The 17,581-nt window shown below is 44.6% G+C and carries 15 protein-coding genes; 10 read left to right on the top strand and 5 right to left on the bottom strand.

The annotated features are described in order from the left end of the window. Nucleotides 1-28: 28 nt before the first annotated feature. The 3 genes from ST37_RS02220 to ST37_RS02210 form a co-directional block, all read right to left on the bottom strand. A complete protein-coding gene (locus ST37_RS02220) occupies nucleotides 29-838 on the bottom strand; it encodes a DUF3450 domain-containing protein (RefSeq protein ID WP_084883327.1) in 810 nt (269 codons plus the stop codon). A 95-nt stretch (nucleotides 839-933) separates the two neighbouring features. Then, nucleotides 934-2,961 carry a TonB-dependent receptor gene (locus ST37_RS02215; protein WP_084883480.1) on the bottom strand — a complete coding sequence of 676 codons (2,028 nt, stop codon included), beginning with the start codon at nucleotides 2,959-2,961 and terminating at the stop codon, nucleotides 934-936. A gap of 169 nt (nucleotides 2,962-3,130) precedes the next feature. Further along, entirely contained in the window at nucleotides 3,131-4,066 is a 936-nt protein-coding gene (locus tag ST37_RS02210) for a LysR family transcriptional regulator (protein ID WP_084883478.1), read from the bottom strand. Nucleotides 4,067-4,190: 124 nt separating this feature from the next. Here ST37_RS02210 and ST37_RS02205 point away from each other — a divergent pair, with 124 nt between their 5' ends. The 4 genes from ST37_RS02205 to ST37_RS02190 all read left to right on the top strand — a co-directional run bounded on the left by ST37_RS02205 (nucleotide 4,191) and on the right by ST37_RS02190 (nucleotide 7,916). Continuing rightward, the gene (locus ST37_RS02205; protein ID WP_084883323.1) at nucleotides 4,191-5,108 is read left to right on the top strand and encodes a siderophore ABC transporter substrate-binding protein; all 918 of its coding nucleotides are present in this window, start codon (nucleotides 4,191-4,193) and stop codon (nucleotides 5,106-5,108) included. A gap of 89 nt (nucleotides 5,109-5,197) precedes the next feature. Next, nucleotides 5,198-6,154: an iron chelate uptake ABC transporter family permease subunit gene (locus ST37_RS02200; RefSeq protein ID WP_084883320.1), complete on the top strand. Its 957-nt coding sequence runs from the start codon at nucleotides 5,198-5,200 to the stop codon at nucleotides 6,152-6,154. Nucleotides 6,155-6,236: 82 nt separating this feature from the next. Further along, complete coding sequence (locus ST37_RS02195) at nucleotides 6,237-7,142, top strand: iron chelate uptake ABC transporter family permease subunit (protein ID WP_242426195.1); 906 nt, start codon at nucleotides 6,237-6,239, stop codon at nucleotides 7,140-7,142. A gap of 12 nt (nucleotides 7,143-7,154) precedes the next feature. Further along, complete coding sequence (locus ST37_RS02190; RefSeq protein ID WP_084883314.1) at nucleotides 7,155-7,916, top strand: ATP-binding cassette domain-containing protein; 762 nt, start codon at nucleotides 7,155-7,157, stop codon at nucleotides 7,914-7,916. A 355-nt stretch (nucleotides 7,917-8,271) separates the two neighbouring features. Here ST37_RS02190 and ST37_RS02185 read toward each other — a convergent pair whose 3' ends face one another. Continuing rightward, entirely contained in the window at nucleotides 8,272-9,480 is a 1,209-nt protein-coding gene (locus tag ST37_RS02185; protein ID WP_084883312.1) for a diguanylate cyclase, read from the bottom strand. 457 nt (nucleotides 9,481-9,937) lie between these two features. Between ST37_RS02185 and ST37_RS02180 the strand changes: the two genes are divergently transcribed. The 4 genes from ST37_RS02180 to ST37_RS02165 all read left to right on the top strand — a co-directional run bounded on the left by ST37_RS02180 (nucleotide 9,938) and on the right by ST37_RS02165 (nucleotide 15,953). Next, nucleotides 9,938-10,510, top strand: a complete 573-nt coding sequence (locus ST37_RS02180; protein WP_084883310.1) for a hypothetical protein — start codon at nucleotides 9,938-9,940, stop codon at nucleotides 10,508-10,510. 135 nt (nucleotides 10,511-10,645) lie between these two features. Continuing rightward, the gene (locus ST37_RS02175) at nucleotides 10,646-11,497 is read left to right on the top strand and encodes a DUF6279 family lipoprotein (RefSeq protein WP_084883307.1); all 852 of its coding nucleotides are present in this window, start codon (nucleotides 10,646-10,648) and stop codon (nucleotides 11,495-11,497) included. 182 nt (nucleotides 11,498-11,679) lie between these two features. Beyond that, the gene (locus ST37_RS02170; protein ID WP_084883304.1) at nucleotides 11,680-12,801 is read left to right on the top strand and encodes an efflux RND transporter periplasmic adaptor subunit; all 1,122 of its coding nucleotides are present in this window, start codon (nucleotides 11,680-11,682) and stop codon (nucleotides 12,799-12,801) included. Further along, a complete protein-coding gene (locus tag ST37_RS02165; RefSeq protein WP_084883302.1) occupies nucleotides 12,801-15,953 on the top strand; it encodes a multidrug efflux RND transporter permease subunit in 3,153 nt (1,050 codons plus the stop codon). Before ST37_RS02170 ends, ST37_RS02165 begins: the two co-directional genes overlap by 1 nt. A gap of 102 nt (nucleotides 15,954-16,055) precedes the next feature. On the opposite strand, the gene ST37_RS02160 is transcribed toward ST37_RS02165, so the two are convergent. After that, nucleotides 16,056-16,370 (bottom strand): DUF496 family protein, encoded by a 315-nt coding sequence (locus tag ST37_RS02160; RefSeq protein ID WP_084883299.1) that lies wholly within the window; start codon nucleotides 16,368-16,370, stop codon nucleotides 16,056-16,058. 239 nt (nucleotides 16,371-16,609) lie between these two features. Between ST37_RS02160 and ST37_RS02155 the strand changes: the two genes are divergently transcribed. Both ST37_RS02155 and ST37_RS02150 read left to right on the top strand, forming a co-directional pair. Continuing rightward, nucleotides 16,610-17,284, top strand: coding sequence for a DUF480 domain-containing protein (locus tag ST37_RS02155; protein ID WP_084883296.1), 675 nt, complete (start codon nucleotides 16,610-16,612; stop codon nucleotides 17,282-17,284). 8 nt (nucleotides 17,285-17,292) lie between these two features. Further along, nucleotides 17,293-17,580: a GIY-YIG nuclease family protein gene (locus tag ST37_RS02150; RefSeq protein ID WP_084883293.1), complete on the top strand. Its 288-nt coding sequence runs from the start codon at nucleotides 17,293-17,295 to the stop codon at nucleotides 17,578-17,580. Nucleotide 17,581 lies beyond the last annotated feature (1 nt).

Raw genomic sequence — 17,581 nt, 5'->3', positions numbered from 1 at the left:
GGCATGCGGGTATGGGAAATAGTTCATGTTATTGGCCCTGCTCTGTATTTGATACCATCTTGGAGTTCGACACCAGGGACAGGGACAATGGAAGAGTAATCATGCTCGGCGCTATTTGCTGCGACGCAATGCTGTAAGCCTTGTCGATTTCAGTTTTCATTGAGAGATCGAGAGGTTGCCACTCCTTGTTATTGGTATCCCAGGACCAGTAGTTCTGCCCATTAAGACTCCGTGCAACTAATGAAAGTCGTCCAAGGTGCAAAACATCGACTTCAAGTTGCTGGTCGCCCGTGAGGATTTGTCCCTGATACAGGCCCAACTTTACGCCATACTCAAGCTCGATTTGGTACGCTTCTAATATACGGCGATACTTTTCTGCGTCACTGATGTCGGCGCGCGGCATCATGTTTTCCAGTCTGGCAATGCGCTGTTGACGCGCAGTGGGGTTAAGTGGAATATCTTGCTCAAGGTGCTGCTTAAGAGCTGCAATCATTTTATACATTAAAGGAACCACGCCTTGTCGAGTGGCATTAATTTGGTCTAATTGTCCTTCAAGGTTTGCCATCTCTAGAGTCTGGCTTTGTACCAGCGCGTTTAAATAACCTTGATAAACCTGCAAGTTATCGACTTCTTGTTGAAGCAGCTCAATCTCGGCGCTGAGTTGAATAGCTCGCTGAGCACTAGTATCAATACGTTGCTGGCTGGTCGCCGCTGCGGTATTGGTTTTACTCTGAACGAATTTAGCTTCATCGAGATCCGAAGCGCTGCTGGCTGTAGGAAATGCAATTAATAAGCTCAACGCAATCCGTAAGTTCACTGATAAAGGCGTCTTAAACATAAGTCTCTGTCTTGTTTTGGGGTTGTTACTACCCCAGAGTTAAACGATAAAAGCCCACATAATATTCATTGAGTGGGCGATAAGAATTCGTGCGTTTAGAAGTCCGCAGTCATACCGACATAGTAGGTACGAGGCGCTTCAACGTAGCCAAGGTATTCAAGCTTTGATGAAACGGATTCGTCGGTGACGTTGGTGATCCCAGCGCGAATACGTACATCGTCACTGACGTAATACACGGTGCCGATGTCTAACGTGGTGTAAGGGTCTTGCGTGATATCACTATCGATCTTACGCTCGCCACGGTATCGGGCACTGACAAAGGTGTTCAAGTCGTAGGTTGGATTCCAATTTAGCTTCATTAGGCCTGAATGCTTATAGCGTTCTAGAAGCTCTTCACCGGTGGATTTGTCTTCAGTATCTAGGTAGGTATAGTTACCAGACAGGTCCCACTGCTGAGAAATTTGGAATTTACCCGTAAGCTCTACACCTTGAATAATCGCTTCCGAAACGTTTATGTAGGTTTTCTCACCATGGCCACCGGTTGGGTTACCACTTGAGTCTTCACACTGGCGAGCGCTTTCGTTCCAGTCACCACCCATTGGGCAGTATCCATCACTGCGTTCAATCAGATCTTGAACTTCGTTACGGAACAGAGCACCTTCAATATTCCAACGAGGTTGAGAATAGAGCGCAGCTAATTCATAGTTCCAACTTGTTTCAGGTTTCAGGTCAGGGTTGCCTACGAGGTCACAACCACCTTTACAACTTGCCACAACGTAGTCTGGTTGGTTTTGGGTAAGTGTTGGCGCTTTAAACGCTTTACCAACACCGCCTTTGATCACCAGATCATTAGTGGTTTGGTGAACCAAATATACCCTTGGGCTGAACGCTTCACCATACTGTTCGTGCTTATCCAATCGGCCGCCAAGTGTTGCAGTAAGCTTATCGGTCATTACCCACTGGTCTTGAACAAAAATGGCTCCTTGATAAGCAGAGGAGGTGCCATTCACCAAGTTTTCGTGGTTATCCAACTCACTGTACTGGTAATCAACGCCAAAGGTTAATGTATGGCTGTCGCCTAAATATGTGGTGGCAGATGCTTCAAAAATTTGGGTTAACTCTTCGATGTCACGAGACGAGCTACCAAGATCTGCGGCGTTCTTATCGACGACGTTTTCACGTGAATACCGTACTTGTGTATCACCCCATGCCCAAAACCCACTATGAGTAAGAGCTTGACTGTTTCGCTTAACTTTAGAATTTGAGTAGTTTACGCCTGTGGCAAACTCTGCTGCACTGTCACGTTGGTCATCGCTGTAACCAAGGTCAAGATCCAGAGTTTGGTTTTCAGCGGCTTGCCAACTTAGAGTACCAAAAAGGCTGATCGAGTCACGACCTTCAAGGGCTGTAACATCGTCTCGTTCATGACCATTAGGGTGTTCCCCTGTGTAGGGCTGCCATGCATCACGACTGGTTTGGTTAACAGAAAAGCGCGCAAACAGTTCATCTTCAAACAGAGCTCCAGAGGTAGTAAGACCTACGGAGTGTTGTTGACCACCATTACCGTCGTTAGGTGTGGCAATGTCTGTACTTAGGGATGAACGCCACTCATTAGTTGGCGCTTTGGTAATGATATTAATCGTACCACCCATGCCATCAGAGCCATACAACGCTGACATTGGACCGCGAATGATCTCAACGCGCTCTATAGAGTCTGCAGGGATAGTATTGAGGTCAAAATCATTGCCGCGAATGATGGCGCTTGCCGAGCTAAGACGGCGACCATTCACCATAACAAGGGTGTAATCCGAATCCATACCACGGATAGAGATCGTTTGGCGACCTGCGCGTGTACTGTCTAAATTTGATTCAACACTGGTGGCTTGGGCCACGATATCCGCAACGGTAATGCCTGGGCTGTTTTCGATCTCTTGCGCAGTGATAACAGACATTGAAGCTGGGGCTTCTTTGAGTGTTAGTTCAGTACGAGTCGCGGTGACAACCATTTGCTCATCAGTGTTAATGTGAGCGGAATCTGCTTGAACGTGAAAGATTGCAGATGAGCAAATTACCGCAACAGCGGTAACAAGCGGTTTACGAGTGAAGGTGGGAGTCCCTAGCATATCGGTATTCTTAATGTGAATGTTAATGAGAATGGTTTGCATTAGATAGCTAACGACAGGGTAGTTCAAGCTGAGTTTCATTCTCATTTGGCATCATTGCTATTCAATTAATGAATACGTAACCGATTATGTATTTATGTTATGAAATATGGGTGATTGTTCCTGTGAATTAACGAGCAGGTTGTTGTGGATAGAGGCCCTTAAAGACATCGCGTATCCAGCGACACATAGGATCATTGTGAAAGCGCTTGTGCCAGTAAAGGTGAACATCTCTTTCTGGGTGGCGCAAAGGCGCTGGGACGCGTTTGCAAACTAGGTCTCTATGATGACAGGCTTTTGTCGCAAAAGGTGTAGGAAGATGGAAGATTATGTCTGTGGTTTCGGCAATGTCGGGAGCCACGTTAAAATTTGACAACTGCACGGGAACGCTTAGCTTACGTTCTTTACTAAGTAGCCCGAGTTCGACAAAGCGTGACTCAATAGACAGTCGTTTGTCTCCCTGTATTGAGATCTGCCCAAAGTGTGCATTAAGCATATCGTCAACAGTAATTTCTTTGTTTGCCAGAGGGTGATCGTTACGCATTAGCAGTCGATAATCTCTGCTTGTTACCAGCATTCTATACAGGTTTTGCTCTGACGCCGTTGGCTCTTGTGTCGCGAGCACAAAATGGACGTCACCGTTTAATAGGGGCTCGAATGGGCGTTTAGGGATAGAGTCAATGTCGACCACCATATTGGGTGCTTGTTGGCGAATATGACTCATTACAGCAGGCATAAGGTGCGCTATTTGAGGCACCAAACCAAAAAAGCGTACAGTGCTATCACTTTCGGCTGGAGTAAACGCATCACCGTGAACCAACTTTTCAAGCCCTGTGAGCACAGAGTTTAGATCTTGCTTGATAGACTCAGCTTTTGGTGTCAATTCATAGCCGTAGGTAGATTTAACCAGCAGCTCATCATTAAACACGGCACGAAGTTTTTGCAGTGAACGACTCACTGTTGGTTGGCTCATACCGAGCGCAAGTGCGGTGTTAGAGACATGCTTTTCTTCAAGCAGTTGTTTTAAAACGATCAGCAGATTGAGATCGATTTGGCCTAAATTCATTTTGTGAATATTCACTATGTCAAAAGTGCTGTTGACGCATATTGGCTGCATGATAGTGTAAATGCAATTAATAACTATTCTTATTTTGATCTAGATCAAAATAACCAATCACATGGATCCGATAATGCTACGCAAAAATAGTCTTAAGCTGCTGCTTGGCGCAACACTAGTTGCGGTGAGTACTTCACCCGTTTTGGCGAAAACCTACCAACACAGTATGGGTACGGTCGATATTGACGGGGTGCCACAACGGGTTGTCGTACTTGGTTACGGCAGCCTAGACTTTGTCGACGCATTGGGTGTTGACCCAATAGCAATGCCTAAAGCGCTATTACCTGAAAACCTTAAAAAGTTTGATACAGAGGCTTATACCAATAGCGGCAGCATGCAAGAAGTGAATTACGAAACGTTATTTACATTGAAACCCGATTTAATCATTGCCGAAGGTCGCATGGCGACGATCTACGACGATCTCAAGGCGATTGCCCCTGTTTATATGTATCGTATTGATACCACTAACTATTGGGAAACGACGCAACAGCACTGGACCAATTTGAGTGAAATCTTTGATCAGCAAGCTAAAGGTGACGCGTTGATTGCTGATATTCAACAGCAAATTGACGCTTTAAATGATACTAACAGTCTAGTGTCTAAAAAAGCGCTAACAGTGATGAGCAACGGTGGCAATATTACCTCATTCGCACCAGTAAGCCGTTTCTCATTCGTGTATCACGAAGCTGGGTTTGAAGTGTCGACCTCGGTTAATGTTGATGTGGAATCAAATACACATGGAGATTTGATTTCGTTTGAGTACATTGCCGATGCAAAACCGGACGTCCTTTTAATTCTTGATCGTGACCAAGCGATTGGCAACGCAACTGGCAACGCAAAAGAGTTGTTTGCGAATCAGTTGGTAGAGTCAACACCAGCCGCTAAAAATGACCACGTTGTGTATCTAGATGGCGCAGCGTGGTACTTGTCTGCCGGTGGATACCAATCGACACAAGTGATGATTGACGATCTAAATCGCGCCATCCGCTAGCGGAATTATTATTCAAATAGCCTGATGCGCTTATTTCCTAGACCAACGTTTTGGAGTAAGCACATCAGGTTTTCTACTTTATAACGACTATGAAACCTGCACATTTTATTGCTTTTTTTGTCCTGATACTTTTAGCCGCGACATCGCTTTCAGTAGGCGTTGCTAACTTTACTATTTCTGATCTGCTATCAGGTGAAAGCCACGCGACGACCATATTGTTTACTAGCCGCTTACCAAGATTGCTCGCCATTGTATTGGCGGGAGCTGGGCTGAGTATTGCAGGACTGATCATGCAACAGATCGTGCAGAACCGTTTTGCTGCGCCTTCAACCACTGGCACCATCGACTGGGCGATGTTTGGCTATATGATGGCGCTTATTTTGTTTGCGGACATGGGGGGGTGGGTGCACCTGATCACCATTTTTGGTTTTTCTGTGTTTGGTACCGTGGTTTTTGTTCGATTTCTTCAAAGATTAAAATTCAAGAATACGGTGATGGTGCCGCTGATTGGCATTATGTACGGCAATGTTGTATCGGCTATGACGACCTTTATTGCTTACAAGTATGATCTTGTTCAGGCACTTGGATCGTGGACAGTCGCGAATTTTGCGTCGGTGCTTCGAGGTAACTACGAGTTTCTATACATCGCTTTACCAGTATCCATTCTCGCTTATGGCTACGCCAATAAATTTAGCGCAGCTAGTGTCGGTGAGGCCTTTGCTAAAAACATCGGTCTTAATTACCAACGTATTGTCATGATTGGCGTCATTCTGGTAGCGATATTGTCTTCGTCAGTGGTGATGATTGTAGGCATGATCCCTTTTCTTGGCCTAATAGTGCCTAATATTGTCTCACTGTTTTTAGGTGACAATATGCGCCGCAATCTTCCTTGGACTGCCTATACCGGAGTTATTCTGGTACTGCTGTGCGACATCCTTGGCCGTTTGATCATTTTCCCCTATGAAGTCCCCATTTCGATGATTATTAGTATCTTAGGCGGTGCGGTGTTTATTACTTTAATTTTGCGAGATAAGTCGAATGCTTAGTTTAACGCTCCCGCGACCGCTAAAAACGAAAAATGTCAGCAGAGATAATTTATTACTTTTTGCCTTTTCTGTCATTGCGCTAATGATATGCGCACTGTTTATAGGCAAAGGGCTCACTGTCGATAACTACCAATTTTTTCTGTCACGTCGGATCCCTAAGGTATTAGCGATTGTGTTGGCGGCCATCGCTATTGCGTCATCGTCGTTAGTTTTTCAAACCATTACCGCTAATCGAATTCTTACCCCGTCAATTCTCGGGTTTGATTCGCTCTACGTGATGATTCAAGTGATTTTGGTTGCGACGTTTGGTGGTTTTAGTGTGTTGGTCATTGACAGTAAAATCAATTTTGTATTGTCGACGGCAGTCATGATTGCGTGTGCCATGACCTTGTTCCATTTTTACTTTCGAGGCCGGCAGCGCAACATATTTACGCTGCTTCTCATTGGTGTGGTTTTAAGCAGTTTGTTTAGCAGCGTGACTGGATTTTTCACTATGGTCATTGATCCTGACGAGTTCACTTATATTCAGGGATCAATGTTCGCCAGTTTCAACAACATTAATTCTGAGCTGGTGTATTGGTGTACGTTGCCTATGCTGATGTGCTTTGCTGCACTTTTTAGGCTAGCCAATAAGCTCGACGTCATGTGGTTAGGGCAAGAAAACGCAAAAAGCTTAGGTGTCGACACACACAAGCTCACTATGCAGGTGATGTTCATTATTACTTTGATGGTCTCAATGTCGACGGCATTGATTGGTCCAGTGCTGTTTTTTGGACTTATTGTCGTCGCGTTAACGCGTCAGATATTTGCACGCTTCCAACACCGATTTTTGCTATTAGCTTGTGCGGCGATGTCAGTGGTGCTGCTAGCGGGAGGGCAGTGGGCAGTTGAGAACTTATTTGACTTCTCGACCACTCTTAGCGTGATCATCAACTTCCTTGGCGGTGGTTATTTCCTATATCTACTGATGAAACATAAATTCGATTAAAGGTCTGCCCAAGTGATTAAAATTCGTAGCTTAAGCAAAAAATACAATGATAAGTTTGTGGTAAAGGATGCCGATGCGCTTTTTCCACAAGGAAAATTGACCAGCATTATCGGGCCAAATGGTGCAGGGAAGAGCACATTACTGTCAATGGCGAGTCGATTGACTGATAGCGATGCAGGACAAGTGCTGATTGGCGATAAACCTCTCGAGCACTGGGACAGTGCCGAATTGGCAAAACGATTGTCAGTACTTCGCCAGTCAAACAATATCAACATGCGCTTTACGGTTCGCGAGTTAGTCGCATTTGGGCGCTTTCCCTATACTCAGGGTCGTCTCACCGAATACGATAACCAAATTATTGACCGAGCACTGTATCATCTCGATATTGAACATTTGCAAGAACGGTATATAGACCAGTTGTCAGGTGGCCAGCGTCAAATGGCGTTTATTGCGATGGTTGTCGCACAAGATACCGACTACATTTTCCTTGATGAGCCGCTTAACAATCTCGACATTAAGCATTCGGTCGACATTATGGCAACCCTAAAAAAACTGGCCGAAAAACATAACAAGGCGGTAGTCATAGTGATACACGATATTAATTTTGCGTCTTGTTACTCAGACAACATAGTGGCGATGAAACAGGGGGAAGTGATCAAAAGCGGCACGGTTGATGAAGTGATTCAGGAGTCAGTATTAAGTGAAATCTATGAGATCCCATTTAAAGTTCAACATAGCGATGGGCATCGGATTTCACTGTATTACCGCCGTTAGCCCTGTTAGCGTCTAGCACCACTCGCAACAAGCGCCGCGAATCGAATAAAGCCACTATAAATCAATGGCCTATGCGCTGCTGTTTTTGCTTAGGTAAGCAACGTAGGTTGTTTTTCGTTTGGTGTTTTATTTGGTTCAATTTCTCATACGTTAGCGCCCAAAAACTGATTATAGCTTGAGCGCACAATGGCGCAGGATCACGATGTTGATGAAGATCATTTTTGTGAAATGTACAATACCGTGGTGAGGCTTTCACCGTTAACTGAGCCAAAAATAAAGGTAATGTATCATATGGATAGGGCCTTTTTTATATCAGAACAAAGGACTTTAGGAGGCCAGATATATTCATCAACGGTTAGCAGGAGATCTGGTTACGACCATTGTCTTTGGATTGATACAGTAATTTGTCTGCGGCCAAAATTTTGCTTTCTAATTGATCGCCAAGATTAGATACGCCAATACTTATAGTGACCGATATAGATTGACCATTATGGTGAACCGTGAGCGTCTCTATTTTTTGTCGAGCTATCTCCAGCGCTGTGTAAAAGCTGTCTGAGTCGGCCTGATCGTACACACAAAACTCTTCACCACCAAAGCGAACAACGGTTGAATTTGGTAAGCTCTCTGCTAAAACTTCTGCAACAGCAATGAGCACAGCATCACCACCGTCATGGCCATAGGTATCGTTGACCTTCTTAAAAAAATCGATGTCCATCATAGCGATATTGTCATCCGAGGTGCAACGAACGTTATCAAAAAGGTAACGACGATTCCAAAGACCGGTCAACGGGTCTTGATTGGCCAAGTTATATAGCTCTTGTGCCGACTCTTTAAGGTTGAGGGTTTGATGTACACGACAATAAAACTCTTCCTGATTAAACGGCTTATTTAAGAAGTCGTTGGCACCAGCCTTCAAAAATTGAGCGGTTAGGGTAGGGTCATCACTTCCCGACAGCCCAAGAATCGGTGTTGTATCATTAGCAGTATTTGAGCGAATGGACTTAATCATTGCGATGCCATCTTTGATCGGCATATTGTGATCAGTAATAATAAATGTAATGTCGGAATGAAGCGCCAGTTTCTTCAAACCATCTTGGCCATCTTTTGCTTGCGTCGTCGTAATGTATTGGTGCTCAAGCAGACCTGCAATATAGTGACGAATAGCACTGGAGTCATCGACGATCAAGGCGTGGTGATGTTGGTTCTTTAGTAGTCGTTCGACCAACTTAACCGCGTATTTTATTGAGCTGATGCTGTCTTTTAGGATGTAGTCTAGGATCTGTTTTTCAATAAACGACGCCCTAATGTCTTTATCAAAATTACCCGTTATGACGATCACTCGTTGTTGCTTTGAAATTGCAAAGTCGATGGCCTCACCAAAGGGGGCGTCTGGTAGGCAGTAATCTGAGACGACACAAAAGAAGTCTTGTTGGAACTCGAAGATCTCAGTGGTTTCTTCGAGTGATGCCGCGGTGACCACGTCAAACCCTAACCGGCGAAACTCGCGCTCCAAGAATGAGCGAAAAGCCTTGCTGTCTTCAATGACTAAAATACACTTATTCAAACAAATTCTTCTCATGGATGTAACGAATAATTAATAATACCGAATAATTGTAATTTTACGAGTACAACAGAGGCGAAGATATATAACTTCTTTGTTAGCTCCGAGCACAACGTGCATATATGGAACATCGGACACTAAGTTTACGGTTAAAACCGGGTTATTCCTTAATCGCGGCCTCAGTGCTGGTGAGGTTTCTGTTGCAATAAAACATAATATTAAGTTTGAAGAAAATCTGTACAAAAAGACAACGAAACAGTGTCATATCTCACTATTTGGCAAAATCGTGAAATTAACAGAACACCATATTGTTAGTTTTACGGTTTTCTGAGATACTGCAGTTGCTGCAGAGTTCCCCTTTTGGGCTACTCTATTATGTTGTACGGGTACCTACTTTTTCAGGTACCCGTTTTTTTTTATGCCGCTATAATAGATTTTTTCATCGATTCGGACTGGTTTTATGCGAGTGTTTGTAGCGCTTATTCTATGGCTACCATTAATGGCTTTTGGAAATACTGCGCCATGGTTGATTCCGTTTACACAACCCGCAGATAAGGGCTGGCCCGCGAGTGAGTTGGATGTCCAGAGCGATCTGTTTGATTGCAGCTTGGAAGAAGAGTTGGAAGACTTTTGTGCCAGTCACGCAAAATATTACGAAACGCGTGTTGAAGCTGAGATTAAAGTGATCGAAGGTGAGGCAGCTAAAATGGTGCTAACCACTAAGTTCGATATTACCAGTGCCAACAATTTACAACTTGCGCTGCGACGAGATGGCTTTCAGATCGCACACATTTTTGTCGAAGAGCACCATTTAGATGTGGCCAAATCGCTGTCGTTAATGGATGTTGAACAAGTGAATCGCGATGCTTATTTTTTGCTCAATGACCAGCGGTTTAGGCAGAAACCCAAAACCATTAAATGGGTGAAACAGGCATTACAGAATGGAATCGAATACCGATCGGATGTCACCTATACAGCCAACGCAAACGTCATAACCATCGAGTTTGTTCGGTCACAAGAACGATTATTGTAGTCCAAATGATAACCATCATTTAATTTGTTAAAGTCACTTACTAGGTTAAATCGTCTAAATGCTTGCCCGCTACTGATCTCAGGAGCTACTCTAACGTATAACTGTCTTGGTTAGTGAATGAAGGGAACGTATTGAATGGACTCAGTAATAAAGTGGCGCTGGATATGGGTAGCACTATTGGCATTAGCCTTGACGGGCTGTGCGACAAAGCTGTTATACCGTAATCTAGACTGGTTCATTGTCGAATACATAGACGATTATGTATCACTAGATCGTGAACAACAAAAAATCGTTAAGCTGCAATTAAAAAAGCTCATTGATTGGCACCAAAAAAATGAGTTGAGTCAATACATCGCTCAAATAGAAGAGCTCTCCACACTGTCGTTACCCTCGCTTACTGATGAAGACCTTATATACCATGCCGACCAAATGACCAACCACATCTACCGTTTAGCTCAACGTGTTGCTCCAGATATATATGCGCTCAGTCAACTTGCGTCAGATGAGCAGCTGTCCGAGTTTTTAGATAACTACGAGCAAAAAGGAGAAGAGCGACAAAAAGACTATGCAGCGAAAGACGCGCAGCAGCGTTTTGAAGATAGCCTTGAAACCATGACCGAATCCGTCGAACGATGGTTTGGCTCGGTCAATGAGCAGCAGCTTTTAATCCTCGAGGAGTGGGCAATGAACCGCATTGACACGCGTCCTTTGTGGCATCGCCATAGAGTGTCTATGGGAGATAAAATGAAAACGATGTTTGCTCGTCGTTACGATCTGATCAGCTATCAAAACCAAATGATGGCGATGTTGACCGAGCCAGACAGTTTCTATAGCGTCGAATTGGACGACAAATTGGAACAATCCCGTGTTTTGAACCGTGAATACCTGCTTAGACTCGCACACCTCTCCACAGTCAAACAGCAACAGCACTTTAAAGACGAACTCAGTGAATGGACAAGTATCCTCAACAATTTGAGTGAAGAATAGCCAAAACATGTCAAAATTAGAAATAGCAAACACTTAATATTCGCGTGGTGGGTGTTTTGTTACACTTAGGACAACAAGTTGATAATACTCGGACATATTAACCGATTAATATCGTAGCCTGAGCTATCCTTTTTAGACAGACTATCAAGGCAACTCTATTCTGAATTGTAGTGAATGGAAACATGATGAAAAAACGTATATTTTTGCCGTTATTTGTGACGGTTGCTCTCCTTGGTTGTGGCGAAAAGAAAGCTGCTGTACCTCAAATGTTACCTGTAGTAAAAGCCGAGCAAGTGACGTCTACCGCTTTCTATCCTAGCAAAACGTATGTGGGTCGAATCGAAGCGATGGAAGACGCTGCCATTACTTCTCAAGTAACCGGTTATTTAGAATCTAGAGATTTTCGTGAAGGACAGATCGTTGAGCAAGGGCATGTATTGTACCAGATTGATGATTCTACCTACGCAGCACATGTGGCAAGCGCTAATGCCGCTGTTGCACAAGCTGAAGCTCAATTGAAAAAAGCGAACTCAGACTTTGAGCGAGCAGAGAATCTTTTACCGAAAGGGAATATTTCTCAGTCCGAATATGACACGCGCTTTGCCAATAAACTGAGTGCAGAGGCACAGGTTAAGTCGGCTGAAGCAAACCTAATTTCAGCACAAGTCGACTTGTCACGCACTAAAATTGTCGCGCCATTCAAAGGCCGAACAAACAGCACCAAAGTGAGTATGGGAGATCTAGTTTCTCCTTCGTCAGGCGTACTTACGACGTTGGTCAGTCTCGATCCCATTCAAGCTGCATTTCAAATTAGTGAACGAGAGCGTCTGGCGATGGGCGTGGACAAGGCTTCAGGTGACGGATCGAATGAAGAAGTCGAGATTGAAGTAACACTGATATTAGAAAATGGCAAAGAATACAGCCATGCAGGTAAATTGGATTTTGTCGGTAATCGTATCGATCTAGATACCGGTACCATTGCCATACGAGCAGAGCTCCCTAACCCCGACTACGCACTTCTTCCTGGTCAACATGTTGAAGTAATGCTAGCGACCACAGAAGAAGTGGATGTTGTGGCTATTCCTCGTCGTGCAGTGCAAACAGACATCCAGGGTGATTTTGTGATGGTGCTTAGTGAAGGGAATGTTGCCGAGCGTCGTGACGTCGTTCTTGGCCCACAAATCGATGCAGGTATCGTTATTCAAACTGGACTTAAAGATACCGACAAAGTGATTGTTGAAGGATTGCAACGTGTTCGAAACGGGATGCCTGTGCAACTGATGAGTGAGCAGGGTGGCGCATAATGCTAAGTCGTTTTTTTATACAGAGACCTAAATTCGCTCTGGTCATATCCATCATATTGACCCTTGCGGGTTCGATTTCTTTGATGGTGTTGCCCGTGGCTGAATATCCACAGATTAGTCCACCATCGGTCAGCGTTACGGCCTTTTATGCTGGTGCAAGTGCTGAAACTGTTGAAGAAGCTATTGCTGATCCAATCGAAACCTCGGTAAACGGGGTAGAGGACATGATTTACATGTCGTCGAAAAGCGCTAACGATGGTTCGTACAATCTGTCGGTAACCTTTGATGTCGGTGTCGACCCTGACATGGCTCAAGTGAATGTTCAAAACCGTGTATCTCAAATTGAATCAAAACTTCCTCAAGAAGTGAGATCGGTAGGGATAACGGTTAAGAAGCGCTCTCCCGATCTCCTTATGGTGCTAAACTTCTATTCACCGGAAGGGACGTACAATGATCAGTTTTTAATTAACTACATTAACCTAAACGTAAAAGATCAGCTGGCCCGTGTTAAAGGGATCAGTGAAGTCACGGTACTTGGTGGTGGTGAGTTTGCAATGCGTATTTGGTTGAATCCAGATAAATTATCAAGCCTCCACATGACCACATCAGATGTGTATGCTGCGCTGGCGGAGCAGAACGTTCAGGTTGCTGCCGGTAAAGTGGGTGCTGCACCATATAATGACGCGACAGATGTACAATTTAATATTGTGACCAAAGGTCGTTTAGAAAGTTCTGAAGAGTTCGAGAACATTCTTTTACGGTCGAATAGCGATGGGTCGTCAGTGTACTTAAAAGACGTTGCGCGTGTAGAGCTAGGTAAAAAATTCTACGATGGTTCTGGTACATTTAAAGGTCAAGACGCTTCGATAGTGACGTTGTCACTTCAGTCTGGTGCGAATGCGCTAGAAAGTGGTAAAGAAGTCATGGCGATGCTCGAGCGCTTAAGTGTTAACTTCCCTAGTGACTTGGCCTATGAGACCAGTTATGACACGACTATTTTTGTCGCCGAATCGATAAAAGGTGTTGTGGTCACATTGATACAAGCTGTATTACTGGTTATTGCGGTAACCTATCTTTTCCTTGGTAGCGTACGAGCAACATTGATACCTGTTGTGGCGATCCCCGTGTCCTTAGTGGGTACGTTTGCGGTTATGCTTGCCGCGGGCTTTACCATTAATACCGTGACCTTGTTTGGATTGATATTGGCAATTGGTATCGTCGTGGATGATGCGATATTGGTTATCGAAAACGTTGATACCATCATGAAGCGTGATCCAAGCATCAGCCCTCGCAAAGCAACACTTATTGCGATGCAAGAAGTGACGGGGCCAATCATTACTTCAACCATGGTATTGCTTGCGGTATTTATACCGGTTGCCATGCTTCCGGGTATTACCGGCATCATGTATCGCCAGTTCGCGCTTACCATCTGTATCTCGGTTGTCATCTCTTCGATTAATGCCTTAACCTTGTCTCCAGCCCTTTGTTCGTTGGTGCTTAAGCAGGGCCAAGAAAATACCTCGGGATGGTTTAGTGCCTTTAACCGCGCTTTGGACAAAGTGACCCAAAAATACGGAGTCTTGGCAGGCTTCTTAGTTAAGAAGAGTGCGGTATTGGTGGGCTGCTTTGTATTAGCCGTGTCTTTACTGGGTTATTTTGCCAACAACACATCAACCGCGTTTGTTCCTCAAGAAGATAAAGGCGTATTGATGGTTAACGTTCAGCTACCCGATTCTGCCTCGTTGTCTCGAACCGAAACAGCCGCTGAGAAAGTAGTTGCACTGGTTGAGTCTGAGCCCGGCGTTGAAGGTGTGACAATGGCAACCGGTTACGCGTTCTTAACCGGAGCGGCCGCGAGTAACGGTGCGTCGTTATTTATCAAGTTGAAACCTTGGGGAGAGCGATTAGCGTTAGACGGCGACCACTCCTCCTTTGATATTGCGCAGCGCATTAATGGAAAAGCAGCAATGCAAGTCCCTGAAGCGGTCGTTTTCGCTCTTGGTCCACCTGCCGTTCCTGGTATGGGTAGTGCGTCCGGCTTTGAATTTGTTCTTGAAGATACCTTAGGCAGAAGCCGCACCGATCTTGCAATGTTAATGAATGAGGTGATCCAGGAAGCTAACCAGCAACCAGAAATATCTCACACATTTAGTACATTCCGTGCCAATGTACCTCACTACTATTTGGATATTGATCGTAATAAAGCCAAACAATTAGGGGTGAGCCTTGGTGAGATATTCCAGACATTGCAAGGTAACTTAGGGTCCATCTACGTCAATGATTTTACTCTATTTGGTAAAAGTTTCCGTGTAACGATGCAGGCGGATGCCGATTATCGTAATAGCATAGATGACTTAACCAGGTTCCATGTTCGTTCAAGCAATGGTGCAATGGTGCCGCTAAGTACACTGGTTAGTTACGAGCAAGTATTCGAACCGGATGTTGCATGGCGTTATAACATGTATCGTTCTGCGGTCATTCAGGGTCAAGCAGCCCCAGGCTACTCCAGTGGTGATGCGATTGAAGCCATGGAGCGCGTAGCGGAACAACTGCTTCCGCAAGGGTATCAGTACGAATGGACGGGTATGGCCTATCAGGAAATACAAGCTGGTAGTCAAGCGGTGTATGCGTTTGCGCTGGCACTGATCTTCATCTACTTGTTTATGGTTGCCCAGTATGAAAGCTGGAGTATTCCAGTGGCGATTATCTTGGTTGTTCCGGTAGCGACGTTAGGCACATTCTTGGCACTCAACATGGCGGGAATTGCTCTGAACCTTTACGCGCAGATAGGGTTGGTACTGCTTATTGCCTTGGCGGCGAAAAACGCGATTTTGATTGTCGAGTTCGCTAAGATTGAGCGCGAAGATAAAGAGAAGCCTATTGATGAATCTGCTGTGAAAGGCGGCGTACTTCGCTTTAGAGCGGTGAACATGACGTCTTGGTCGTTCATTTTAGGGATATTGCCTTTGGTGTTCGCATCGGGAGCGGGTCATATCAGCCAAAACTCTCTAGGTGTTGCGCTTGTAGGCGGACTTTTGTGCGTGTTAATGGTGGGTACGGTATTTATTCCGGGCTTCTTTGCTGTTATCCAAACCCGTCGTGAAAAAGCTTATGGTGGCAGTACGAAGCTTAAGCCGCTAGACGACGAGTAGACGTAAGTTCGACGAGACAAACGAAAAGCGCCTTCAATTGAAGGCGCTTTTTTTTACTATCTTGATGACATTTTAAGCCGGATGGTTAGAGAACAGTTGGGCTTATTTTGTACCTTTAGACTGCTTGTCTACTTGAGTCAGGTCACGGATCTTACGCGAAATATCGCGACGCGTTTTTGAAATTTCCGCGCCTTTGATGATGTGATCGTCAACACGATCTTCGTAGTCTGATTTCATGTTTTTAACAATAGACATGATTTCGTCGTACGTCATTTCTGGGTGTACATAATCGAGCAAGTTATCCAGCAAGTCGACACGCTTGCGATTATCACGAATTTTCTTTTCGTTATCTAAAATTTCTCGCTTAAGTTTATTCTTTTTACGTGCCAAGCTTACGATTTCTAATACGCTATTCATCTTTGACATTTTCCTTTAAAAGTAATGGTCTATTCATTACAGCATACCCGCAGCATCAACTATAGTACACACATCAATAATTTTGAGTCTGTGACTTTTTTTGGTTACTCTTTGCACACTCAAAACAGCGTCGTACTGCGGTTGATTATTCCTTAGCCGAAAGAATGTGAAAAAGTAGCGAGTTCATTCAGATAGGGATACTCTAGAATGATAACCATAAGTCATTAAAGGGAATCGATATGAGCATTACATTGTCCGCACTAGAGGCGAGAGTCATCGGATGTTTAATGGAAAAAGAAGTGACCACGCCTGATTATTATCCTTTAACGGCAAACAGCCTTTTGGCCGCATGTAATCAAAAAAGTAGCAGAGAGCCAGTAATGAACATTAGCTCGCAACAGCTATCTATCACTTTGGCCCAGCTAGGTGATAGACGTCTTGTCACCGATGAATCAAGTTTTAACTCGCGTGCTTCGAAATACACCCACAGGTTCTGCAATACCGAGTTTGGTGATTTAAAGTTTAACGCAGCAGAAAAAGCGGTAGTGTGCGTGTTATTGCTTAGAGGCGCACAAACACCTGGAGAGTTGCGCAGCCGATGTCAGCGAATGCATGAGTTTGACAATGTTACGCAAGTTGAATCCGTGCTTAATAAACTGGCCACGCAAGAGCCGCCGTTAGTGTCACAACTGCCGAGAGAACCGGGTAAGAGAGAATCTCGATTCCAGCACCTATTTATAAGCGACGATGAAAGAGATCAGCTCGCAACGATGACAACATCAGCACCTGTAAATCCAAGCAACAACAATGAGTTGCAGCAGTTATCTGAAGAAGTTGCGGATCTGAAGGTGCAAGTTCACAAGTTGCAGCAACAGATGGCTCAGCTGTTGGGTACAACAGAATCTGAGGGATAAACAGAACCATGGATTGGCACTGCTACCTAGTTAGACTCAACAACAATGCATTGTATTGTGGCGTTTCTAATAACGTGGCTAAGCGTTTTGAAGCGCATTGTCTCGGTAAAGGTGCCAAGTCATTAAAGGGCAAAGGACCGCTTGAACTAGTTTGGCAAAGCCAGGCAATGGACAAGCGCTCAGCGATGCAGCTTGAGTGGAAAGTCAAACGCTTCCCTAAGTCGAAAAAAGAGCGGCTCGTGACACTGGGCGATGATTACGTGAAGATCTTGGGCGAATCTCACCAATGTGCTTAAT

Origin of the sequence: Vibrio sp. qd031, assembly GCF_002100145.1 — a bacterium.
In the GTDB taxonomy this organism is placed as follows: Bacteria; Pseudomonadota; Gammaproteobacteria; order Enterobacterales; family Vibrionaceae; genus Vibrio.
This window is presented reverse-complemented; position numbering and strand designations above follow the sequence as displayed.

Excerpts from the sequence above, each read along its gene's own strand:
- ST37_RS02220 (WP_084883327.1), bottom strand. The coding sequence starts at position 838 with ATGTTTAAGACGCCTTTATCAGTGAACTTACGGATTGCGTTGAGCTTA.
- ST37_RS02215 (WP_084883480.1), bottom strand. The coding sequence starts at position 2,961 with ATGCTAGGGACTCCCACCTTCACTCGTAAACCGCTTGTTACCGCTGTT.
- ST37_RS02210 (WP_084883478.1), bottom strand. The coding sequence starts at position 4,066 with ATGAATTTAGGCCAAATCGATCTCAATCTGCTGATCGTTTTAAAACAA.
- ST37_RS02205 (WP_084883323.1), top strand. The coding sequence starts at position 4,191 with ATGCTACGCAAAAATAGTCTTAAGCTGCTGCTTGGCGCAACACTAGTT.
- ST37_RS02200 (WP_084883320.1), top strand. The coding sequence starts at position 5,198 with ATGAAACCTGCACATTTTATTGCTTTTTTTGTCCTGATACTTTTAGCC.
- ST37_RS02195 (WP_242426195.1), top strand. The coding sequence starts at position 6,237 with ATGATATGCGCACTGTTTATAGGCAAAGGGCTCACTGTCGATAACTAC.
- ST37_RS02180 (WP_084883310.1), top strand. The coding sequence starts at position 9,938 with ATGCGAGTGTTTGTAGCGCTTATTCTATGGCTACCATTAATGGCTTTT.
- ST37_RS02175 (WP_084883307.1), top strand. The coding sequence starts at position 10,646 with ATGGACTCAGTAATAAAGTGGCGCTGGATATGGGTAGCACTATTGGCA.
- ST37_RS02170 (WP_084883304.1), top strand. The coding sequence starts at position 11,680 with ATGATGAAAAAACGTATATTTTTGCCGTTATTTGTGACGGTTGCTCTC.
- ST37_RS02165 (WP_084883302.1), top strand. The coding sequence starts at position 12,801 with ATGCTAAGTCGTTTTTTTATACAGAGACCTAAATTCGCTCTGGTCATA.
- ST37_RS02160 (WP_084883299.1), bottom strand. The coding sequence starts at position 16,370 with ATGAATAGCGTATTAGAAATCGTAAGCTTGGCACGTAAAAAGAATAAA.
- ST37_RS02155 (WP_084883296.1), top strand. The coding sequence starts at position 16,610 with ATGAGCATTACATTGTCCGCACTAGAGGCGAGAGTCATCGGATGTTTA.
- ST37_RS02150 (WP_084883293.1), top strand. The coding sequence starts at position 17,293 with ATGGATTGGCACTGCTACCTAGTTAGACTCAACAACAATGCATTGTAT.